This is a genomic window from Arthrobacter sp. UYEF36 (assembly GCF_040547025.1).
GTDB lineage: Bacteria > Actinomycetota > Actinomycetes > Actinomycetales > Micrococcaceae > Arthrobacter.
Genome location: NZ_JBEPOX010000006.1, coordinates 36,067 through 58,070, shown reverse-complemented (window position 1 = coordinate 58,070; position 22,004 = coordinate 36,067). Strand labels below are relative to the sequence as shown.

General features: G+C 68.9%; 15 protein-coding genes. 4 read left to right on the top strand and 11 right to left on the bottom strand.

Annotation, left to right across the window (positions count from 1 at the left end; genetic code table 11):
* Positions 1–98: 98 nt before the first annotated feature.
* Positions 99–2,915 (top strand): phosphoenolpyruvate carboxylase, encoded by a 2,817-nt coding sequence (ppc, locus tag ABIB29_RS10580; protein WP_354172548.1) that lies wholly within the window; start codon positions 99–101, stop codon positions 2,913–2,915.
* Between the two features lie 37 nt (positions 2,916–2,952).
* Entirely contained in the window at positions 2,953–3,258 is a 306-nt protein-coding gene (locus ABIB29_RS10575) for a hypothetical protein (RefSeq protein ID WP_354172546.1), read from the top strand.
* A 14-nt stretch (positions 3,259–3,272) separates the two neighbouring features.
* Here the strand turns inward: ABIB29_RS10575 and ABIB29_RS10570 are convergent, their stop codons facing one another.
* The 3 genes from ABIB29_RS10570 to yczR all read right to left on the bottom strand — a co-directional run bounded on the left by ABIB29_RS10570 (position 3,273) and on the right by yczR (position 6,643).
* Positions 3,273–3,899 carry a DedA family protein gene (locus ABIB29_RS10570; protein ID WP_354172544.1) on the bottom strand — a complete coding sequence of 209 codons (627 nt, stop codon included), beginning with the start codon at positions 3,897–3,899 and terminating at the stop codon, positions 3,273–3,275.
* A 101-nt stretch (positions 3,900–4,000) separates the two neighbouring features.
* On the bottom strand, positions 4,001–4,978 hold the full coding sequence (locus tag ABIB29_RS10565) for an RluA family pseudouridine synthase (protein ID WP_354172889.1): 978 nt from the start codon (positions 4,976–4,978) through the stop codon (positions 4,001–4,003).
* Between the two features lie 150 nt (positions 4,979–5,128).
* Positions 5,129–6,643, bottom strand: a complete 1,515-nt coding sequence (gene yczR / locus ABIB29_RS10560) for a MocR-like transcription factor YczR (RefSeq protein WP_354172542.1) — start codon at positions 6,641–6,643, stop codon at positions 5,129–5,131.
* A 61-nt stretch (positions 6,644–6,704) separates the two neighbouring features.
* Here yczR and yczE point away from each other — a divergent pair, with 61 nt between their 5' ends.
* Entirely contained in the window at positions 6,705–7,340 is a 636-nt protein-coding gene (gene yczE, locus ABIB29_RS10555) for a membrane protein YczE (protein ID WP_354172540.1), read from the top strand.
* Positions 7,341–7,406: 66 nt separating this feature from the next.
* On the opposite strand, the gene ABIB29_RS10550 is transcribed toward yczE, so the two are convergent.
* From ABIB29_RS10550 to ABIB29_RS10520, 7 genes are all read right to left on the bottom strand, one after another.
* The gene (locus tag ABIB29_RS10550) at positions 7,407–8,270 is read right to left on the bottom strand and encodes a DNA-formamidopyrimidine glycosylase family protein (RefSeq protein WP_354172539.1); all 864 of its coding nucleotides are present in this window, start codon (positions 8,268–8,270) and stop codon (positions 7,407–7,409) included.
* Positions 8,263–13,395, bottom strand: coding sequence for an Lhr family helicase (locus tag ABIB29_RS10545; RefSeq protein WP_354172537.1), 5,133 nt, complete (start codon positions 13,393–13,395; stop codon positions 8,263–8,265). The genes ABIB29_RS10550 and ABIB29_RS10545 overlap by 8 nt, the downstream gene beginning before the upstream one ends.
* Positions 13,396–13,530: 135 nt before the next feature.
* Positions 13,531–14,169 (bottom strand): DUF4232 domain-containing protein, encoded by a 639-nt coding sequence (locus tag ABIB29_RS10540; RefSeq protein ID WP_354172535.1) that lies wholly within the window; start codon positions 14,167–14,169, stop codon positions 13,531–13,533.
* Positions 14,170–14,270: 101 nt separating this feature from the next.
* The gene (locus ABIB29_RS10535) at positions 14,271–14,990 is read right to left on the bottom strand and encodes a YcnI family copper-binding membrane protein (protein ID WP_354172887.1); all 720 of its coding nucleotides are present in this window, start codon (positions 14,988–14,990) and stop codon (positions 14,271–14,273) included.
* 209 nt (positions 14,991–15,199) lie between these two features.
* Complete coding sequence (locus ABIB29_RS10530) at positions 15,200–15,829, bottom strand: hypothetical protein (RefSeq protein ID WP_354172533.1); 630 nt, start codon at positions 15,827–15,829, stop codon at positions 15,200–15,202.
* A gap of 595 nt (positions 15,830–16,424) precedes the next feature.
* A complete protein-coding gene (gene ppsA / locus ABIB29_RS10525) occupies positions 16,425–18,827 on the bottom strand; it encodes a phosphoenolpyruvate synthase (RefSeq protein ID WP_354172531.1) in 2,403 nt (800 codons plus the stop codon).
* Positions 18,828–18,980: 153 nt separating this feature from the next.
* Positions 18,981–19,799, bottom strand: a complete 819-nt coding sequence (locus ABIB29_RS10520) for a pyruvate, water dikinase regulatory protein (RefSeq protein ID WP_354172529.1) — start codon at positions 19,797–19,799, stop codon at positions 18,981–18,983.
* Between the two features lie 116 nt (positions 19,800–19,915).
* Between ABIB29_RS10520 and ABIB29_RS10515 the strand changes: the two genes are divergently transcribed.
* A complete protein-coding gene (locus tag ABIB29_RS10515) occupies positions 19,916–20,119 on the top strand; it encodes a hypothetical protein (protein WP_354172527.1) in 204 nt (67 codons plus the stop codon).
* Positions 20,120–20,992: 873 nt separating this feature from the next.
* On the opposite strand, the gene ABIB29_RS10510 is transcribed toward ABIB29_RS10515, so the two are convergent.
* Positions 20,993–21,568, bottom strand: a complete 576-nt coding sequence (locus ABIB29_RS10510) for an SDR family NAD(P)-dependent oxidoreductase (protein WP_354172885.1) — start codon at positions 21,566–21,568, stop codon at positions 20,993–20,995.
* Positions 21,569–22,004: the final 436 nt, after the last annotated feature.

Here is a 22,004-nt window from a genome sequence, read left to right as displayed (position 1 = left end):
CGGCCGTGGCTGCGGGTAGCATCTTTTAGGAAGAAAGTAACCCGGCTCACAGTATCCAGCGCAGTGTACGAGCCAAGTCCTCTCGAAAGATTGATTCCATGGCTGACACTGCAACGAATCCCGGCACCGATCTCGCCTCCGAACTGCGCGCCGACGTCCGCAGGGTGTCCACCCTCCTCGGCGAATCCCTGGTCCGCCAGCACGGGCCCGAGCTCCTGGACCTGGTGGAGCAGGTGCGCCTGCTGACCAAGGAATCCAAGGAAGCAGCCCGTGGCGGTGCGGATGCCACCGGGCCGTGGAGCTCGTACGACGTCGTCGCCCAGGTCCGCGAACTGCTCGGCTCCCTGCCCCTGGAGCAGGCGACCGACCTGGTCCGCGCCTTCGCGTTCTACTTCCACCTGGCCAACGCCGCCGAGCAGGTGCACCGGGTCCGCGGGCTGCGCACCCGGCAGGAAAAGGACGGCTGGCTGGCCAAGGCTGTCGCCGACATCGCCGGCCAGGCGGGCCCGTCGGTGCTGCAGGAAGTGGTGAACGAACTCGACGTCCGGCCCATCTTCACCGCGCACCCCACCGAGGCCTCCCGCCGCTCCGTGCTGGACAAGGTCCGCCGGCTCTCCGACATCCTTGCCGAGAGCACCGCGGAGGGCACGTCCGCCCGCCGCCGCCAGGACCGCCAGCTCGCCGAGGTGATCGACCAGATGTGGCAGACGGACGAACTCCGCCAGGTCCGGCCCACCCCGGTGGATGAGGCCCGGAACGCGATCTACTACCTCACCGGCATCCTGGGCGACGCCATGCCGGAGATGCTCTCGGACCTCTCCGAACTGCTCGCCGAACACGGTGTCAGCCTCCCCGTGGAGAAGGCACCCATCCGTTTCGGCTCCTGGATCGGCGGCGACCGGGACGGAAACCCCAACGTCACCGCAGCCGTCACCCGCGAAATCCTGCAGATCCAGAACCAGCACGCCGTGCGGATCAGCATTGGCCTGATCGACGGGCTGATCTCCATCCTGTCCAACTCGACAGCGCTCGCCGGGGCGGACCAGGAGCTGCTGGACTCGATCGACGTCGACCTCAAAAACCTCCCGGGCCTGGACCGCCGCGTCCTCGAACTGAACGCCCAGGAGCCCTACCGGCTCAAACTCACCTGCATCAAGGCCAAGCTGCTCAACACGGGCCGGCGCGTCGCGGCCGGATCGGCGCACGAGCCGGGCCGCGACTACACCGCCACCGCGGAGCTCCTCGACGAACTGGGTTTGCTGGAGCGCTCGCTGCGCAACCACCACGCCGCGCTCGCCGCCGACGGCGCCCTTGCCCGGGTGCGGCGCGCCATCGCCTCGTTCGGCCTGCACCTGGCCACCCTGGACATCCGCGAACACGCGGACCACCACCACGACGCCGTCGGGCAGCTGATGGACCGCCTCGGCGGTCCCGGCGTCCGGTACGCGGAACTCAGCCGTTCCGAGCGGCTCGAGGTGCTCGGGTCCGAGCTCGCCTCCCGCCGCCCGCTGTCCGGCCACCCGATCAAGCTCGACGGAGTCGCCGACGGCACCTATGACGTGTTCCGCGAGATCCGGCGGGCCCTGCGCACCTACGGCCCGGACGTGATCGAGACGTACATCATCTCGATGACCCGCGGCGCGGACGACGTCCTGGCCGCGGCGGTGCTGGCCCGCGAGGCCGGCCTGGTCAGCCTCTTCGGCGCGGCCCCGTATGCCAGGATCGGCTTCGCCCCCCTCCTGGAAACCGTGGAGGAACTCCGGGCCTCGGCCGAGATCGTGGACCAGCTGCTCTCCGATTCCTCCTACCGCGAGCTGGTCCGGCTGCGCGGCGACGTCCAGGAAATCATGCTCGGCTACTCGGACTCCAACAAGGAATCCGGCGTGATGACCAGCCAGTGGGAAATCCACAAGACCCAGCGCAAACTCCGGGACATCGCGGCGAAGCACGGCGTCCGGGTGCGTCTGTTCCACGGCCGCGGCGGGTCCGTGGGACGTGGCGGCGGACCGACCTACGACGCCATCATGGCCCAGCCCAACGGGGTGCTGGAAGGCGAGATCAAGTTCACCGAACAGGGCGAGGTCATTTCGGACAAGTACTCACTGCCCGAACTCGCCCGCGAGAACCTGGAGCTGTCGCTCGCGGCGGTCATGCAGGGCTCCGCGCTGCACCGCACACCGCGCACCTCGGAGGACCAGCGCGAACGCTATGGCCACGTGATGGAGACCATTTCCGACGCCGCCTTCTCCCGGTACCGGACGCTGATCGATGACCCGGACCTGCCGGCCTACTTTATGGCGTCCACCCCCGTGGAACAGCTGGGGTCCCTCAATATCGGCTCCCGGCCGTCCAAGCGGCCCGATTCCGGTGCGGGCCTTGAAGGTCTGCGGGCCATCCCGTGGGTGTTCGGCTGGACGCAGTCACGGCAGATCGTCCCGGGCTGGTTCGGCGTCGGCTCCGGGCTCAAAGCCGCCCGCGAGGCCGGCCACTCGGCGCAGCTGGTGGAGATGATGGACGGCTGGCACTTCTTCCGCTCGGTACTCTCCAACGTGGAAATGACGCTGGCGAAGACGGACATGGACATCGCCGGCTACTACGTCTCCACCCTGGTTCCGGAGGAGCTCCACCACCTGTTCCGCACCATCCGGGCCGAATACGAGCTGACCGTCACCGAGATCCAGAAGCTGACCGGCGAGGACCTGCTGCTCGACGCGCAGCCCACCCTGAAGCGCTCCCTGGAGATCCGGGACCAGTACCTCGACCCGATCAGCTACCTCCAGGTGGAGCTGCTGCGCCGGATCCGTTCCGAGGCCGCCGGGGAGAGCATGCCCAACGGCGAGATTGACGAGCGTCTCCAGCGCGCCATGCTGATCACGGTCAACGGGGTGGCGGCGGGACTGCGCAACACCGGCTAAATCCGGTGGAGTCGGCCGGTCCCGCTAGGGTTGTTCCATGCCGTCGTTCCAGACCAGACTGAAGATCACCGGGCTCAAGCCGGGCAACCCGCCGGAGTCCGTGATGGCCGCCGCCGTCGAAGCCCTGGAGACGCGGCACCACGTCGAGGCGAACCAGCTGGACCTGGCCGGCGGGGTTCCGCAACTGAACCTGCGCTTCCTGGTCGAGCCCACCTCGTACAGCGGCGAGAACCGCCAGGCGCTGGAGTCGGCGGCGATGATGCGCGACGCCGTCGAACGCGTTGCGGTAACCGGCCACCTGATGGTGCTCCGCCGCAACCGCGGCCGCTGGGCGCCCGTCTAGGCGTTCGGCCCGCCTCAGAAGTCCAGTTCCTCTTCGGGTCCGTCCACCACCGGGGAACGGTTTCCGCGCTTCCGCGTGACGATCACGCCCAGGACGACGCCGATCAGGACCCCGAGGCCGACCCCGATGAGGGAGCTCGCCCAGAACGGCAATCCAGTGGCTGCCCCGGTGACATAGCCGAGACCAACGGACCAGACGGCCCAGAGGAGACCGCCGAGGGCCGCGCACAGGCTGAAACCGCGGGTGGAGACGTTGGCGATGCCGGCCGCCGCCGTCGTCGCCAGCCGTCCGCCCGGGATGAAGCGGACGCCGATGATCGCCCCGTACGTGGTGGACCGGCCGGCTTTCCCGATCGCGGTGTGCACGGCCTGATGGAACGCGCGGCCCCACCGCCAGCGGTCCAGGGTACGGCTCAGGCGCCGTTTGAAAAGCTGGAACACCAGGATGTCGCCAAGCCACGACGCTGCCGCGGCAAGGAGCACCACCAGGAGGGCGTTGGCGCGTCCGACGGCGGACAGGGCGCCGCCGGTGATCACCACCATTTCGGACGGGAGGGGCGGGAAAATGGCGTCGCCCATGACAACCGGGATGATCCAGAAATAGATCGCGTCCCTCCAGCCGTCCGCGCTGCCGAAGTCCATGGGCACAAGTTACCGCACTTCCGGCCCGGTGCCCGTCCGTGACGTGGCGCCAGCCGGCCCGGCCGCGGGACTCCGGGGCGGGCTGGGTTTCCCGAGAGGCCTTAGCGGGCTTCGCTGAGCTCCAGCCCGCTGCGGTACTCCACCGGCTTTCCGGTGATGGGGTCGACGAACCGGATCCCGCGCGCGAGCAGCTGCAGCGGCTTCGAGTAATCGTCCGGCGCCTTGTCCAGCAGCTGCGGGTAGAAGGCGTCGTTGACGATCCCCAGCCCCAGCGAGGCCATGTGCACGCGGAGCTGGTGGGTCTTGCCCGAGTGCGGCTCGAGCCGGTACAGCGCACGGCGCCCGGTGTCGCCGTCGGCCGCGTTCGTGGCGGACTGGCCGGCGGGCGTTGCCGGGCCGGGGCCGGGGAAGGTCCGCAACCGTGCGATCCGGGTCTCGGCGTTGGGTTCGCCGTCGATCACCTCGGCGAGCAGGTAGCTGCGGGACTTCGTCATCCGGTTCCTGACCACCACGGGGAAGTCGACGGCGGGGTGCCCGGGCGAGGGCTCGGCCGCGGCCACACACTCGTATTCCTTCTGGACCTGGCGCTTCTCAAAGAGCACCTGGTACCTGCCCCGGGTCTCGGGATTCGTGGAGAGCAGCAGGATCCCGGCGGTCATGCGGTCCAGCCGGTGCATGGGAATAAGGTCCGGCAGGTCCAGCTGGTTCCGGAGCCGCACCAGCGCGGACTCCTGGATGTAGGTGCCGCCCGGGGTGGTGGGCAGGAAATGCGGCTTGTCCACCACAAGGAGGTGCTCATCCTGGTGCAGAATGTCCAATTCCACCGGGATCCGGACCTCCGGCGGCAGCGTGCGGTAGTACCAGATGAAGGTGTGGTTCCGCAGCGGGGTGGCGCGGTCCAGGGGGATACCGGCCTCGCCCACGATCTCGCCGGCGTCGAAGCGGTCCTCGATGCCCTGGGGGTCGATGTGGCCCCAGCGGTGCATCATGTAGTCCATCGCGGTGTCCCAGGGGCCCTCGTCCGGGAGGCGGAGGCGGGTCGCATTGACGCCGTCGCGCACGGGCAGGGGGGATTGCATCACCGGTCCATTCTACTTTGCCAAAGTTGGGCCGCCGCGAGATCGCCGGAAACCTCCGGGTTCGCCGGAAGCAACCGGCGAACCCGCAGGCTTCCGGCGACCTCGGTGCACCACCCGGACCTGCAGCCCGCGACCCCTGGGCGGCGGGTGTCAGGCGATGGCTGCCGCGGGCGGGGCTCCGAGGCTGCGCCGCAACTGCGGGGACGCCTCCAGCTTGTCCTGGGCGGAACGCAGCGCCGCCACCGCGGTCTCGAGCTGCTCCGGAGGCAGGGTAAACGGCACCCGGAGATAGTGCTCGAAGGCGCCGTCCGTGCCGAACCGGGGCCCGGCCGCCAGCCGGATGCCGAAGTCCGGGGCCACCACGGCGAGGGCGGTGCTGATCGGGGCCGGGAGGCGGCACCACACGGACAAGCCGCCGTCGGGCCGTTCGCTCTGCCAGCCCGGCAGCCGTCCGGCGATGAGGTCCAACAGGGCGTCCCGGTTGTCCCGCAGGGAGGCCAGGCGCGCCGGGAGCGGTTCGGCGAGTGCGTTGACCAGGTGGGCCGCCGCGAGCTGTTCCACCACCGGGCCGCCGAGGTCCATGGTGGTGCGCGCGGCGGCGAACCGCTGGATCAGCGGTTCCTCAGCCCGGATCCAGCCGGTCCGCAGTCCGGCCCAGTGCGACTTGCTGAGGGAGCCGATGGAGACGACGGCGGGGCTGAAGGCGGCCAGCGGAGTGGAGGCGACGCCGTCGAGGTTCAACTCCCGGAGCGTCTCGTCCACGACGAGGACGGTGCCGGCTGCGGTGGCGGCACGGACCAGCCTGCGCCGCTGGGCATCCGGCATCAGACGCCCGGTGGGGTTGTGGAAGTCCGGCACCACGTAGGCCATGGCGGGCCGCTGCTGCCTCAGTGCGGTCTCGATTGCGTCCAGATCCCAGCCCGGACGGCCGCCTGAATGCGCCCCGGACCGTGTGTCCGGGTGGGCGGCGGGCATGGCCACCGGCACCAGCCGGCAGCCCGCGGCCCGGATGGCGTCGAGCGCATTCGGGTAGCTGGGATGCTCCACCAGGACCTTGTCGGACCGGCCGGCCAGGGTGCGGAGCACAATGTTCAGCGCGTGCTGCGCGCCGGACGTGACGAGAATCTGCCGCGCCGTGGTGGGCACACCGGCAGCCGAGTAGTGCCTGGCGATGGCCTCCCGCAACGGGTTCACGCCGAGCGCGTCGTAGCCGAAACCGGGCAGCAGCGCCGGGAGTTCGGTCAGCGCGGAGGCGAACGCCCGGTGCACCACCTCGCCGCTGGCCGGCAGCGAGGCATAGGCGAGGTCGAGGATTCCGTCCGGAGCGGCGAGGCCGGGAGCGCTGCTGAGATTCGCTCCGCTTCCGCCTTTGCGGCCGCCTGGCGGACTGGGTTGCGGGATACACGTCCGGCCGCGGCTGCCCTGGCCGCTGCTGAGGAAGCCTTGCTCGCGCAGCAGGGAGTAGGCGGCGGTGACAGTCGTCCGGCTGATGCCGAGCGTCGCGGCCAGGGCCCGTTCGCTGGGCAGCGCGACATCAAGCGGCACGCGGCCGTCGAGGACCAGGAGGCGGATGACGTCGGCGAGCTCACGGTAGGCGGGGGCTGCGCCGAGGTTCCACTCGCCGAGGAGTCGGGCGAGCGAGCTGGGGTTCAGTGATCCGGACATAGAGCCAGTATTTCAAACTGGCTATGGAATGCAATGCCAGTTTTCCGGAAGGATGGGGTGCATGATGACCCGCAGGCTCCTTCAGCTCCTTATCGGCCTCGCCATGTACGGCATATCCCTGGCCATGTTCATCCGCGCCGGCCTTGGGCTGGACCCGTGGGACGTGTTCCATCAGGGCCTCGCGGTCAAGACCGGGCTAAGCATTGGCACCGTGGTGGTGATCGTGAGTTTCCTTGTGCTGCTCCTGTGGATTCCGCTGCGGCAGTGGCCCGGCGTCGGCACGTTGTGCAACGCCGTGCTGGTGGGTGTCTTCGCCGACGTCGGACTGGCCTTGATCCCCGAGTTCTCCCACCTCGGCGGGCAGGCCGGCATGCTCGCGGGAGCCATCCTGCTCAACGGCATCGCCTCTGCCTGCTACATCGGTGCCCGGCTGGGTCCCGGCGCACGGGACGGCCTCATGACCGGACTCGCCCGCCGCACGGGCTGGTCCGTCCGCACGTCCCGGACCGGCATTGAAATGGTGGTCCTCGCCGCGGGCTGGCTGCTCGGCGGCTCCGTGGGCATCGGGACCGTGCTCTACGCCCTGGCCATCGGACCCCTGGTGCAGCTCCTGCTGCCGCGGTTCACCGTCCCGGAGCTGAAGGAGGCCGGGCGGCCGGCGGAGGCAGCCGACCCGGCCGTCGTCGCCGCACCCTAGGTGGTAATTCCCCACGGACCTTGTGAACGGCGCGGGAATTGCACCCTGGGCCGCCGCGGAGTATGACTAAGCCGGACCCGTCAGCGGCTGGCATGTCGGGCACCAGTAGATGTCCCGCTCTTCCGTGCCGGTGGCCTTGGCGAGGACTCCGCGCCGCACCGGTGTCCGGCACTTCAGGCACGGCTGGTGTTCGCGCCGGTAGACCCAGTAACCGGGCAACCCGGACGTCCGGCCCACGGCAGCGCCGCGCCGGTTCAGGACGGTGGTCCGGCGCCCGGGTCCCAGGTTGGCCTCCAGCAGCACCTTGGCGTCGGTGATCATGGCCGCCACGTCCGGCACTGCCGAGACGGGCGCCGCCGGGTGCACGCCCGAGAGGAAGCAGGCCTCGCAGCGGTAGATGTTGCCGATCCCCGCGAGGTTCCGCTGGTCCAGCAGGGCGACGCCGATCGGAACGTCCGGTGCGGCGCGGATCCGCCGCTCCGCCTCGGCCAGGTCCCAGTCGGGACCCAGCAGATCAGGGCCGAGGTGGCCGACAACGGAGTCTTCCTCGGAGGTTCGGACCACCTCGAGGATGCCCAGTGAGAACCCGACGGCGTCTGCCGCCGCGGTGCGCAGCACGCAGCGCGCGGTGAACCCCGGCTTCCGCCACCGGCCGCCGGGCGGGTAAACCTGCCAGGTGCCTTCCATCTTGAGGTGGGAGTGGATCGTCAGCCGGTCCGGTTCCGCCGGACTGCCGCCACCGGCCCGGGCCGGACCCTCCAGCCGCATGAGCAGGTGTTTGCCCCGCGGAACCACCTCGGTCACGGTCCAGCCGCCCAGTTTGAGGGTGGCGAACCGGGGTACCCGGAAGTCGGAGGAGATGAGCTCCTGGCCCGCCAGGGCAGCATGCAACTGGGCGGCCGCGCGGAACACCGAATCGCCTTCAGGCACGGATCCTCAGTCCCTTCGGCGTGGAGTACGCGCCGGCGTGGGCCAGGGCGGCGGCAACGGGTGTGTCGAGGATGCCGTGGCCGTTGACCTTTTCCATGATCAGTTTGTCCACCGCACCCCGGGTCACCACGCTGACCAGGGCGGAGCCGGCCGCGGCCAGGACCTCAGCGTCATCGCTGAAGGCCAGCAGGGTCTTGCCGCCGCGCTCCACATACAGGGCCAGGGCGCCGTCGACCAGCACCACCAGGGCACCGGCCTTCCGGCCCGGACGGTGCCCGGTTCCGGCTTCGACGTTTAGGGCGGGCCAGGGAAGGGCGGCGCCGTAGGGGTTGGCCGGGTCCGTCGCGGCCAGGGCCAGGGCCACCGGTTCGGGTTTGTGGAGCTGGGTGTCCTCGGCGTAGGAACGCAGCCGGTCCACGGTCGCGGGAACGGCGAACTGTGCCGCGCCAAGGTGCTCGATGAAATAGCCGCGCCGGCACTGTCCGGCTTCCTCCAGCCGGGCCAGGACCTTGTACATCAGTCCGAATCCGCCCAGGATGTTCTCGGCCATGACCGAACCGCGGGTGACCACGCCGTACCGGTCCAGCAGGAGTTCCGCGGTGGCCCGGGCATGGATGGTGGCATCCAGTTCGGGGGCGGGCAGGGCCGACCAGCGGCCGGCGGCCAGCGGGGGAGTGGCGGCTGCGCCGCTGGCGGAGCCGTACCTGCCCCCGGTCAGTCCGGGAGATCCGAGCAAACCGGTCCCGTGGGCGCGTCCCAGCCGGCTCAACCTGGGGGCCCGGGCCCGCGGGGCGCGGGCGACCTGCCGGTGCGCGGTATGCCCGCCGGCAATCATGGCCCGGACCGGGGCAAAGGTATCGCCCGTGATCCGGCCCGCCCAGGCCAGATCCCAGAGCGCGGAGACGACGTCCTGGTCGCTGAGTACCGTGTCCATGCCGCCGGCGACGTCGGTCAGCTGCCGGAAGAAGTAGCCGCCGCCGTTGTTGCGCAGGTGGTCCAGCAGCCGCTGCTGCGCGTCGCCGGGCTCGAAGTCGATGGCAGGGTTCAGGGTCAGCTCGGCCGAATCGGCCAGGTGGAAGCTGACCCAGCCGTCGTTGCCGGGGAGCGCACCCGCGCCGGACCAGAGCACCTCGCCGGCAGCCATGAGCTCATCGAGCATGGCGGGCTGGTAGTCGGACACGCGGCTGGCGAGGACCAGGGGTTCCCAGGCAGAGGCCGGAATGGGCACACCGGACAGCTGGTCGACGGCCGTGATGATCCCGTCCAGTCCGCGCAGCGCCGACTGTCCGCGCTTGCCCGGCACCCTGACGTTCTGCCAGGCCGGCAGGAAGCGGCCGTACGCTGAGGCATCCACGGGTTCGACCTCGGCACGCAGAGCGGCGAGCGAGCGGCGGCGGAGCTTGCGCAGGACTTCGGCGTCGCACCATTCACTGACGCCCGCCAGCGACGGGGCAGTGGGCGCGTCGGGGGCCTGGGTCCCGCCGTCGGCGGCAGCGGCGCCGTCGCTGTCGGCTTCCGTCACCGGGGCCGGTGCCGGCGGGGGAGTGGCGTGGGGGCGGAACTCGCCTTCCACCACTCGTCCGTCCGCGGCGAGCCGCTTCAGTGCGGTGCCGACGACGGCGACGCCGAGTCCCAGCCGGGCCGCGGCCTCCGCGGAGGTGAACGGCCCGTGGGTGCGGGCATAGCGCGAGACGAGGTCGCCCAGCGGATCGGCGACCGGCTCGATGAAGGCCAGGGGCACACCCATCGGCAGCGGGACACCGAGGGCGTCGCGCAGCCGGGCGGCGTCCTCCACTGCGGCGTAGCGCTCGGCGCCGCCGATGTTGACCTTGATGGCGCGGTTGGCGCGCTGGAGCGCCACCAGATGCGCGGTCGCGTCGGCGACGGGGGCGGCGCTCTCGACCAACGGCTGGGTTTCCGGAGCCTCACCAAGGCCCGTCTCCGGGCGCGCCGCCGCCTCAGCAGACCCGACCGCCTCATCCGGCCGGGCCTCCGGGGCAGGCCCTGCCACCGGTTCGAGCCGGGCAGCGACGTCCGCCGGGGTCAGCGGGCCCAGCAGTCGGAGCAGGTCCGCGACCCCTTCCAGCCCGCGCACCTTCCGGTCCGGGGCGAGCCGCTGCAGCTCCCGCTCGGTGGCGTCAATGACGGTGGCGTCGAGAAGTTCGCGCAGCTCGACCCGGCCGAGGAGCTCGTTGAGCAGGGTCGAATCCAGTGCCAGTGCGGCGGCCCGCCGCTCGGCCAGGGGGGAATCGCCCTCGTACAGGAACTGCGCGACGTAGCCGAAGAGCAGGGACTTGGCGAACGGTGAGGGCTGCTGGGTGGTGGTCTGCAGGATCCGCAGCTCCCGGCGCTCGATCGACGCCGCAATGTCCTTCAGCGCCGGAAGGTCGTAGACATCCTGCAGGCATTCGCGGACGGTCTCGAGGACGATCGGGAACGTGGGGTATTTCCGGGCGACGTCCAGCAGCTGGGCGGAGCGCTGGCGCTGCTGCCACAGGGGCTGCCGTTTGCCCGGGTTCTGCCGGGGGAGCAGCAGGGCCCTCGCGGCGCACTCACGGAAACGGGAGGCGAAGAGGGCGCTGCCGCCGACCTCCGCCGTCACGATCTGTTCGAGTTCCTCCGGGTCGAACAGGAACAACTCGGCGCCGGGCGGCTCGTCCTCCATCATGGGCACGCGCAGCACAATGCCGTCGTCGGCGGCCATCGCCGAGCCGTCCATGCCGTAGCGCTGGTGCAGCCGCTGCCCGACGGCGAGGGCCCACGGCGCGTGCACGGGCATGCCGAACGGGCTGTGCAGCACCACCCGCCAGTCGCCGAGTTCGTCGTGGAAGCGTTCCACCACGAGGGTGGTGTCGCTGGGGACCACCTCGGTGGCCAGCTTCTGCTCGGCGAGGTACTGGATCAGGTTGTTGGCGGCGAAATCGTCCAGGCCGCTGGCGTTGCAGCGTTCCGTGGCCGGCCCGACGTCGGACGCGGATAGTTCGCGTACGAACGCGCCCAGGGCCCGGCCGAGGTCCACCGGGCGGCCGAGGGAATCGCCCTTCCAGAACGGGAGTTTCCCGGGCTGGCCGAAGGCGGGGGAGACCAGCACCCGGTCGTGGGTGATGTCCTCGATTTTCCAGCTGGTGGCGCCGAGGGCGAACACGTCACCCACCCGGGATTCGTAGACCATTTCCTCGTCGAGTTCGCCGACCCGGCGGCCGCCCTTGGCTGCGGCGGCGGCCGGGCTGGCCGCCCGGCCGTCGCCGCTGGCGGCGCCCGCGGATCCGGAGGAACCGGTCCCTTCCGTCTCGGTGCCGATGATGTAGACACCGAAGAGCCCGCGGTCCGGGATGGTGCCGCCGGAGGTGACCGCCAGCCGCTGGGCGCCGGGGCGGCCCTCGATGGTGCCGGCATTGCGGTCCCAGATGATCCGGGGCCGCAGTTCCGCGAATTCGTCGGAGGGGTAGCGTCCGGCGAGCAGGTCCAGGGTGGCCTCGAAAGCGGAGCGGGGCAGGGAAGCGAACGGCGCGGACCGGCGCACCGTGGCGAACCAGTCCTCCACATCGATGGAACCCAGTGCCGTGGCCGCGACGGTCTGCTGGGCCAGGATGTCCAGCGGATTCGCCGGGACGAAGAGCCGTTCGATCTTGCCGGCGAGCATCCGCTCCACCGTGATGGCGGTGTGCACCAGGTCTGCGCGGTGTTTAGGGAACAGGACGCCCTGGGAGATCTCGCCGACCTGGTGACCGGCGCGGCCCACCCGCTGCAGCCCGCTGGCCACGGAGGGCGGGGATTCCACTTGCACCACGAGGTCCACGGCACCCATGTCGATGCCCAGTTCCAGGGAGGACGTGGCCACGACGCAGCGCAGCCGGCCGGATTTCAGGTCGTCCTCGATCAGGGCCCGCTGGTCCTTGGAGACCGAGCCGTGGTGGGCCCGGGCCAGGACTGGATCGGCCCCGACGGTGCTGCCGGCCTGGGCCATCATGTGTGCCGGTGTCGCGGTGGGTGCCGGCACCGCGGTGGAGGCTGGCAGCGCGGGAGCGTTTCCCGGTGCTTCCGCGGTCACGGGCTCGAGATCGGGTGCCCCGGCACCAGAGTCTCCCCAGCCTCCGCCCCCGGCCATCAGCTGCCGCTCGGCGTAGATCTCGTTGAGCCGGGCGGTCAGGCGTTCGGCGAGCCTGCGCGAATTGGCGAACACAATGGTGGACTGGTTGGCCAGCACCAGGTCCACGATCTTCTCCTCCACATGCGGCCAGATCGATGCCTGCGGCTGCAACCCGGACGCCGGACCGGAATCGAACGCGCCGGCCGCGCCCTGCAGGTCGGACATGTCCTCCACGGGGACGGAGACCGTCAGGTCCCAGGTCTTTTTCGAGGGCGGGGCCACGATTTCCACCGGCGCGGAGCCGGCGAGGAACTGCGCCACCAGCTCCTTGGGCTCGACGGTGGCCGAGAGTCCGATCCGCTGGGCGGGTTTCGGGAGCAGGGCGTCGAGGCGTTCCAGGGACACGGCCAGGTGGGCACCGCGTTTGGTGCCGGCGACGGCGTGGACCTCGTCGACGATGATGGTGTCCACCTCGCTCAGCGTCTCCCGCGCCTTGGAGGTGAGCATCAGGAAAAGCGATTCGGGCGTGGTGATGAGGATGTCCGGCGGGTTGCTCAGCAACGAGCGGCGGTCCGACGCCGGGGTGTCACCGGAACGGACGCCCACGGTGATCAGCGGTGCGGGCAGGTCCAGGCGTTTGGCGGTCTGGGTGATGCCGATCAGCGGGGCGCGCAGATTGCGTTCTACGTCGACGCCGAGCGCCTTGAGCGGCGAGATGTACAGCACCTTGGTCTTGCGTTTGGGCGCCTTTCGCCGGGCGCCTTTGGCGGTGTCCAGGCCGGGCAGTTCCTCAGGCTCGGCGGGCGCTGCGACGAGCAGCCGGTCGAGCGCCCAAAGAAAGGCCGCGAGCGTCTTGCCGGAACCGGTGGGGGCGACCACGAGCGCGTGGGCGCCGGAGGAGATCGCGTTCCAGGCGCCGTTCTGGGCCGGGGTGGGCGCACTGAATGCACCCAGGAACCAGTCCCGGGTCGGCCGGCTGAACCGGTCCATGGCCTCGGCCGCAAGTGTGCCGCCGGCGCGCTCCTGCCCCTTCATTCCTCCATCATGCCTTAACCCGCCGACAGGAATTGGCGGGCGGCAACCCGGGCGGTATCACCCCCGCGAGGTGATACTTGGCGCCCATGATCGGGACGGGCATCGGCGGGAAATCTCACCTCGGCGTCTGCGGGACTACTGGGCCTGGAATACGCCGATGGTGAGCAGCCGGGTTTCGGCGTCGCTGCAGGCGTCCCGGGGCTGGGCGATGAACAGCGAGGCAGTGTCTTCGGGCGGGTAGATGCGGAAGCCGGCGGCGGGGGCCATCGTGCAGTCGGGGTGGTTGGCCGCCTGGCTGTAGCGCAGTGTGGCGGCGCCGGTCTGCCCCGGCGCGAGCACGAGCTCGGCGGCCGGCGTGGACTCGTCCCGGGTTGCCGCGGCGCCGATCGGGGCGCCGTTGGCGTCGGCGGTGAGGGAGACGCCGGCAAAGCCCTTCAGCACGCAAGGCTCGGTGCCGGAGTTCGTCAGGATCAGCTTCATGTAGACGCTGCCGGCTGCACCGCCGCCGGTGGAATCGATAGTGCCCGTCAGGCCGGCGGCCTTGCACAGTCCGGGCGCGGCAGGCGTGGACGCTGCCGGCGCGGGGGCCGACGAGGCGGGGCCGGTCGCCGTGCCGGAGGCGGCAGGCTGGCTGGCGGAACTGGTGGGGGAGGACGCGGGGGTGCTGGAGGTCTGGGCCTGGGGCGTGGCGGTGCCGCAGCCGGCAAGGAAGAGCGCTGCCGCGGCTGCCGCCGTCGTGAATACCAGTCTGGTGTTGATTCGCTGAGCCGTCATGGCACAACCTTCACGTCCGTTGTGGCCTGAGTCAACGATGCCACGACGGCGGCGCCCGATTGATGCCCGGATTGTGATTTCCGGGCATCGATCGAGGTCAGCTACTGCCTGGTTGCCGGGTTGGGCCCGGAGCCGGGTGCCGAAACGCTGACCGGTGCGGGGGTGTTGCCCCGGCTGCGGGCCAGAGCGAGGCCGCCGAGGACGAGGCCGCCGACGCCGGCCACCAGGCCGGCCCAGCTGCGTGCCTGGGCGCCGTCGTCGCTCACCGCGGCGGCCTGGACCGTCTCCGGGGTGGTGTCCGACGCGCTGGCGGCCTCGGCGCCGTGGCCGTCCGCCGCAGCGGCTGCCGTGACCGCCACGGAGGGCGCCGGCGCCTTGAGGGAGTGCGGATCCTGACCCTCGGCAGGGAGCTCGGACCAGTCGGTCTGACCGACCTCGCAGTTCTGAAGCGTCGGGAAGTACAGGGTTTTCCCCGCGGCATCGGGCAGTTTCACCGAGAGCACCAGGGCATCGCGGAGCGCGGGCTCCAGCGGCGCCTTGGCGGTGTAGACGATCTGGCTGGTCCGCTTGGTGATGGACGTCCCGTCCACGAGTTTCTTCGGTTCGGCCAGTTGCTCTGTGACTTTGGCGGCGGTCCAGTTGGGGTTGACCGTGGGTTGGGCGTCGTTGAGTTCGGCGGGGAGGGTGATGGTCACCTTCGTGGTGCCGGATTCCTCGCAGCCGTGCGGGATCCCGAAGGTCAGCAGGGCGTAGGAGTTCGCGGTGGTCTTGTCCGGAGTGACACCGACGTGCGCCGAGGCGCCGGAAATCCCGGCGAGCATCAGGGCCGCGGTTCCTCCGGCCACCGCGGTGGCGGTGAGGGTGCGGCGCAGGACGGAAGTAAATGCAGTCTTCACAGGGCTTGCCTTTCAAGCGTGCGCCGCCCGGAGGCGGGCGCACAAAAATGGGGAGGTGGCGCGGCGGCTGGTCCGGACCTGGAATTGGGGCACAGGAGGTCGGGGCGCCGGCGTGGCCGCGGCCGGGGGAAGAGTCAGGGAAGTACGACGGCGGCGGGCGGCCCGCGGCGGCAATCGCGCCGGAGGTTCCGCCACGGCAGCGGAACGGACTCCGCCGGCGTGCCGGTGGCTGCCGGCACCGCAACGGCGTCGGTCATTAAGGGAGCAGGGAGCCGGAGCAGCGGGCGGAGCCAGGCCGCAAGGGACCACAGAGCCGCCTCACCCCGGGCGAGGAGGTAGGCACAAAGGAGCGTTGCGAGGGCGTGGCCGGCCAGCATCAGCAGGGAAAGTCCTGGATCCAGTCCCGACGCCGCGAGCGGGCGGTCAAAGCCGGCCGGGAGCGGAACCGGCCCGGCATGGTGGGCGAGGCCGCCCGCCGGTCCTGGCCGGGCACCGGCCAGGGCGGGGGCGCCGAAGGCGGTGAAGGCCTCGTGCAGCACAAGTTGTCCCGCGCCGAGCAGCCCCGCCAGGGCCGGGAGGTTCAGCTTCAGCCGGGTGGCGGTGGTGGAAGCCAGCCCGGTCAGCGCCAGCAGGGCCAGCAGGATGCCCGGGGAAGGCAACTGCCCGCCGGCCAGCGTATGCGCGCCCGCCGCCAGGGAAAGGACCGTGAGTGCCACCATGGCCGAGCGCAGGCCATGGAAGGGTGCTCTGGCGGCTGTGCGCACGGAACACTCCCTTCACCAGCGGCGGCCATGGTGGCCCGCGCGGGCGCTACCGGCTGCGGGCTGTCCGCCGATTCTACCGGCGCGTTCTGCCGGGCTGCGAAAGGCGGCCCGGACGGTGTCAGTCCGTCTCGGGACCCGAGCAGAAGTGGCAGTCGTCCGGGCACGGTGCGTCGGCCGGGAGGTCCGCAAGGAGCTCCCCAAGCCGGTCGCCGGTTCGTACGTCGGGCCAAAGTCCGGGGGCGCCGTTGGCCCGATCTTGCTGCAAAGTCACGTTGTGTCCTGAACGTCATTGGTGCGGAACGCTGATGGACCTTAGCTAACCGCGTGCGGGGGCCGCTGCTCAATGGACCAATTGACGGCGGCGCCGGCCCCGTCTTGTGCAGGCGTCCAGCGGCTGTTCGGGATTCCGGTGCCGCACCGCGCCGCACCGGGCCGCGCCGTGCCGGGCCGCGCCGCGCCGGGCCGTGGCGATGGACTGGCTGCCCCGGCACACAGAGACACCCCGGTCCGAGGGACCGGGGTGTCTCCAAAGCCGATGTGGTGTTAGTTCACCGCGTCCATCAACCGTGCCAGGTGGCTATGCCTGTCGAGCGTCTCAGCTGCTGGCTGCCGCCTCGGCGGTGGCGGCCGCTCCGGCGAGCCGGATCCAGGTATCCACCACGGTGTCGGGGTTCAGCGAGACGGAGTCAATGCCCTCCTCGACCAGCCATTCCGCGAAGTCCGCATGGTCGCTGGGCCCCTGGCCGCAGATGCCCACGTACTTGCCGCGCGCCTTGCACGCCTTGATGGCCATGCTCAGGAGCTTCTTGACGGCAGGGTTGCGCTCGTCGAAGCTGGCCGCGACGATGGCCGAGTCCCGGTCCAGGCCCAGGGTCAGCTGGGTCATGTCGTTGGAGCCGATGGAAAAACCGTCGAAGTAGTCCAGGAACTCGTGGGCCAGCAGGGCGTTGGACGGCAGTTCGCACATCATGATGACCTCGAGGCCGTTTTCGCCGCGGCGCAGTCCGTTCTCGGCGAGCAGGTCGATCACGCCGCTGGCCTCGTCCACGGTGCGCACGAACGGGATCATCAGCTTGACGTTGGTCAGGCCCATCTCGTTGCGGACGAAGGACAGGGCCTCGCATTCCAGGTCGAAGCAGTCCCGGAAAGACGGCTCCAGGTACCGGGAGGCGCCGCGGAAGCCGATCATCGGGTTCTCTTCATGCGGCTCGTAGGCGGGCCCGCCGATGAGGTTGGCGTATTCGTTGGACTTGAAGTCGGACATCCGCACAATCACCGGCTCCGGCGCGAACGCCGCGGCGATGGTCGCCACCCCTTCGGCCAGGCGCTTGATGTAGTAATCGCGCGGGCTGTCATAGGCGGCGATCCGCTCCCGGATTTCGGCGATGACCTCGTCCGGCTGCTCGTCCAGGTTCAGCAGCGCCTTGGGGTGGATGCCGATCTGCCGGTTGATGATGAATTCCAGCCGGGCCAGGCCCACGCCATGGTTGGGCAGCTGCGCAAAGGTGAAGGCCTGCTCGGGGGTGCCGACGTTCATCATCACCTTGACCGGGGCCTCGGGCAGCTGGGTGATCTCGGTTTCCTCGACACTGAAGTCCAGAAGGCCCTCGTAGATGACGCCGGTCTCGCCGTCGGCGCAGGAGACGGTGACCTCGAGGCCGTCGGAGAGCACGTCGGTGGCTGCGCCGGTGCCGACGACGGCGGGAATCCCCAGTTCCCGGGCGATGATCGCCGCGTGGCAGGTGCGGCCGCCGCGGTTGGTCACAATGGCGGAGGCACGCTTCATGATCGGTTCCCAGTCCGGGTCGGTCATGTCCGCGACGAGGACGTCGCCGGTCTTGAACGCGGCCATCTGGTCAATGGACGTGAGGATGCGGACGCTGCCGGCACCGATGCGCTGGCCGATGGCGCGGCCCTCAACCAGGACCTTGCCGGTCCCGTTGAGGCGGAAGCGGCTGAGGCTGCCGGCGGTCCTGCGGGACTGCACGGTTTCCGGGCGTGCCTGCAGAATGTACAGGCCGCCGTCGATCCCGTCCTTGCCCCATTCGATGTCCATCGGGCGCTTGTAGTGGTTCTCGATGGCGACGGCGTGGCGGGCGAGCTGCTCGACGTCGTCGTCCGTGAGGCTGAAGCGGTTCCGCAGGGAGGCCTCCACCGGCACGAAGTCAATGGTGTGGCCGATTTCGCGGTTGCTCGTGTAGGTCATCTGGAGCGCTTTTTCGCCCAGTCCGCGTTTGAGGATGGCCGGGCGGCCTGCCTCCAGGGCGGGCTTGTAGACGTAGAACTCGTCCGGGTTGACGGCTCCCTGGACGACGGCCTCGCCGAGGCCGTAGGAGGAGGTGACGAAGACGGCGTCCTGGAACCCGGATTCGGTGTCCATGGTGAACATCACGCCGGAGGCGCCGACGTCGGAACGAACCATGCGCTGGACGCCTGCCGAGAGCGCCACTTCGGCATGCTCGAACTTATGGTGCACCCGGTAGGCGATGGCCCGGTCGTTGTAGAGTGACGCGAAGACGTCCTTGATGGCCACCAGGATGTTCTCGATCCCGCGGACGTTCAGGAAGGTTTCCTGCTGCCCGGCGAAGGAGGCGTCCGGGAGGTCTTCCGCCGTCGCGCTGGAGCGGACAGCCCAGGAGAGGTCCTCGGAGCCGCCGTGCTTGTCCACCAGCTTCTGGTGCGAGGCGCGGATCTGCGCCTCAAAGTCCGGCAGGAAGGGCGTCTCGCGCATCAGGCCGCGGATTTCCTTGCCCGCGGCCGCCAGGGCCGTCACGTCGTCGGTGTCCAGTCCGACCAGCCGGTCGGCGATCTTCTGGTCCAGGCCGGAGTCGGCGAGGAAGCTGCGGTAGGCGTCGGCTGTCGTGGCGAAGCCGTCAGGCACCTGGACGCCGGCAGACGTCAGGTTCTGCACCATCTCGCCGAGGGAGGCGTTTTTTCCGCCCACCCGGTCCAGGTCCTTGAGACCGAGTTCTGAGAACCACAGGATGTCTGTCGTCATGGTTGCTGCTCCTTTGCAGATGGTGGCATGCGGTATCGCCGCCCCGCGCGGGGCGATCGCCGGTTGATGGGCGCAAGTCCTGTCCACAGTGACAGGTCTAGGCCAGTGTTTCCACATGATGTGGTCCACGCAACACTTGTGAACCGCTGTGGCCTAATGCTTGAGGTTCATCTTCTGGAGGATTGTGGCTGCCATTTCCTCCACGGAGACGCTGGCCGAATTGAGATAGGGGATCCCGTGGGAGACGTACAGCCGCTCGGCGCTGCGCAGCTCAAAGCCGCACTGCCGCAGCGACGCGTAGGGCGAGCCCCGGCGGCGTTCCGTGCGGACCTGGCTCAGGCGCAGGGGATTGGTGGTGAGGCCGAAACACTTTGAAACAAACGGCCGCAGCGGTCTGGGGAGCCCTTCGCGTTCAAAGTCCTCGTCCACCAGCGGGAAGTTCGCGGCGAAGATGCCGTGCTGCAGCGCCAGGTACATGGTGGTGGGCGTTTTGCCGCAGCGCGACGGGGCCACCAGGATGACCTGGGCCTTTTCGAGCGCGCGCAGGCTTTGGCCGTCGTCGTGCTCCATGGCGTATTCGACGGCGGCCATCCGGGACTGGTAGCGGGCGGCGTTGCCCAGCCCGTGGGCCCGGCCCGGTTCCCCGCTGGCTTCCGTTCCCAGGGCCCGCTCCAGCTGTCCGACGTGGGTCCCGATGAGATCCACGATGATCCCGTTGCAGGTGCCCAGGGTCCGGCGGATGTCGCTGCCCACGGCGGTGGAAAAGACGATCGGCTGCAGGCCGGTGGCGGCAAGGTTGTCGATTACCTTGACCACGGCCCGGGCCTGCTCGACGGTGGTGATGAAGGGGACCGTGATGCGGTCAAATTCGTTCGCGGGGAACTGCGTCAGCAGGGTGTTGCCGAGCGTTTCTGCGGTGATGCCCGTACTGTCCGAAAGGAAGTAGACCGGGCGGGGAGCGTCATTGGTCATGAACGCATTGTGCACCAGTGAGGCCTGCCCGTTCTTCCATGACGTGCGCGCCGTGCGGCCCGGCGTGGGTGGGCGGCGGGGAGTAGGCTGTGTCCCACGTCACCAAAGGAGCCCAAATGAGCTACAAATACCGGACCGTCAAAGTCCGCGGTACGGACCTGGTCGGAACCATTGCCCGCAGGCACGGGGGTGCACCCGAAATCTACGAAACCTCGAAAGACCCGAGCACGTCCGTCGTCCCCGTGTTTTTTCCGGAAACCGGAGAGATCCGCTTTTTCGACCGGTCGGTGCTGGAGGACGTGGTGAGCCCCGCCGGTTAGCCGCTGAGGAGAATATCCCTGATGCGGGACCAGAATATGAAAAACGCGGCGCGATAAACCACAGTAGTTCTGAATTTTCAAGTCAAGTTAGGGCCTATTGCCTGCTAAAGCTAAGGCGTTTACTCTTGCGGTGGGATCTGGCCCGGGCATCTTTCTGGGGAGAGACCATTTCGGTGTTCCGATCGAGTTGGATTCCGCAAAGGCTGGCTCCATGGTCTCAAAACGATGGAGCCAGCTGCAGGAATCTTCGGCCCGGTGGGAGCTTCCACGGAACCTCGAGGGCGAGCTGCGCGCCGTTCCCGCCACCCCCACATGGGTCGTCACCTGACGTCCAGGTGTTACTGCGGGGGACGTCACCTATGCGGGGCTGCACCACTCCAAGCCGGGCTGCAGATGGTCGCTGTTGGGACACCGGGGGTCACTGCACCTGGCCGGGACTGTTATGAATTGCTTCGCCCGATCACCCAGCGAGGTGGATTCCACTTTTCGGTTGATTGTCCTGGCGCCGCAGTGGTCACACGTCCATGCGTCTGGCATTTTTCCCCCGTTTTTGATGAGAGGCAGTTGCCCCGGATTGAAAGCTTAGGGCCGCTATGCCTGGTAGGGAATGGCTGGCACCCGGTGATCCAATAAAACCGCCAACCCTCATGCGGTCATCAAGAGAGTGCCTGACTTGAGGGAAACCCGAATATTTCCACAATATGGAGCGAATATTCGAGGCAACATCAACTGCTTCCAGGCGGACACCGACCGGCCGGCCTGCTGAACGTGGAATTGTAGAACGGGTTCCGCTGAATAGGCGGGGGAGCGGTCCTGAAAGCCCGTCACTTAGTGGTGTTTGCAGTGCATGTCGGTTCAACGTCCATCTGTCGGTCAGCCGAAGGACTGGTCCTCCTTCATCATGAAGTAGTCGACGCCGGTGTATCCGCCGTCGGCCACGATGGATGCGCCGGTGATAAAGGCAGCGTCAGGGCTCAGGAGGAAGGTGACGATCTTTGCGATGTCTTCGGGACGTCCGTTGCGGCCGAGGGGAGTGAGGATTTCCGCTTCGTAGGACTCGGTGAGTATCCCGGAGTCGACCCAGCCTGGGGTGACGGCGTTGACGCGCACACCGCGGGGTCCGAGTACGTTGGCGAGGCTTCGAGTCGCTGAAAGCAGCGCGGCCTTACTGGCTGAGTAGGCGATGCCGCGGAACGAGCCGACGTAAGCGTCCGTGCTGGCGACGTTGACGATGCTGCTGCCGGGGGACATGCGGGGGCCTATTGCTTGAGCAAGTATTAGCGGGGCCGTGATGTTGACCTCCAGCGTCCTGTCCCAGGCATCAAGTGTCATGCCCTCGAAGGGTTCCTTTTCGAGGATCCCGGCATTGTTGACCAAAGCACTAAATGGGAACTCGTTACGGATTTGATGCGCGAACTCTACCGTTTTCGCTCTGTTGGCCAGATCAATCTCACATGAGAACCACGGGGACGGCGCTGCGGAGTAGCCGGTTTCGTTGACGGGTGGTTGATCCAGGAGTCGTACGGCAGACTAGTCCGGCGTGATGCCGTGCAATTTGTCGTTGACAGGTTGGTGAACAGGACTAGCCAGCGCCGACGATCTGCCGTTCCCCAACCGAATCGAGCTGCACGTAGCCGATCAAGGTGAGGTACTGCATGGTGCACGGCTCTTTGCCGCGTGACGTCACGGATATGCGGAGACGCAGACTCGGCAACTGTGACCTTGTCAGGGTTCCTGCATTCGGTAGTGGACGCCCTCGTAGGGTGGGCTTTGGGTCATGGCGTGGACTGCGTTTCCTCTTCACGCTTGCGGCGCCGCTCGTCAGCCTGGCCGATGGATGTAGAAGAAGATCGCCGCGAAGACCAGGTTCAGGACGATTCGGTGG

Excerpts from the sequence above, each read along its gene's own strand:
- ppc (WP_354172548.1), top strand. The coding sequence starts at position 99 with ATGGCTGACACTGCAACGAATCCCGGCACCGATCTCGCCTCCGAACTG.
- ABIB29_RS10575 (WP_354172546.1), top strand. The coding sequence starts at position 2,953 with ATGCCGTCGTTCCAGACCAGACTGAAGATCACCGGGCTCAAGCCGGGC.
- ABIB29_RS10570 (WP_354172544.1), bottom strand. The coding sequence starts at position 3,899 with ATGGACTTCGGCAGCGCGGACGGCTGGAGGGACGCGATCTATTTCTGG.
- ABIB29_RS10565 (WP_354172889.1), bottom strand. The coding sequence starts at position 4,978 with ATGCAATCCCCCCTGCCCGTGCGCGACGGCGTCAATGCGACCCGCCTC.
- yczR (WP_354172542.1), bottom strand. The coding sequence starts at position 6,643 with ATGTCCGGATCACTGAACCCCAGCTCGCTCGCCCGACTCCTCGGCGAG.
- yczE (WP_354172540.1), top strand. The coding sequence starts at position 6,705 with ATGATGACCCGCAGGCTCCTTCAGCTCCTTATCGGCCTCGCCATGTAC.
- ABIB29_RS10545 (WP_354172537.1), bottom strand. The coding sequence starts at position 13,395 with ATGAAGGGGCAGGAGCGCGCCGGCGGCACACTTGCGGCCGAGGCCATG.
- ABIB29_RS10540 (WP_354172535.1), bottom strand. The coding sequence starts at position 14,169 with ATGACGGCTCAGCGAATCAACACCAGACTGGTATTCACGACGGCGGCA.
- ABIB29_RS10535 (WP_354172887.1), bottom strand. The coding sequence starts at position 14,990 with ATGCTCGCCGGGATTTCCGGCGCCTCGGCGCACGTCGGTGTCACTCCG.
- ppsA (WP_354172531.1), bottom strand. The coding sequence starts at position 18,827 with ATGACGACAGACATCCTGTGGTTCTCAGAACTCGGTCTCAAGGACCTG.
- ABIB29_RS10520 (WP_354172529.1), bottom strand. The coding sequence starts at position 19,799 with ATGACCAATGACGCTCCCCGCCCGGTCTACTTCCTTTCGGACAGTACG.
- ABIB29_RS10515 (WP_354172527.1), top strand. The coding sequence starts at position 19,916 with ATGAGCTACAAATACCGGACCGTCAAAGTCCGCGGTACGGACCTGGTC.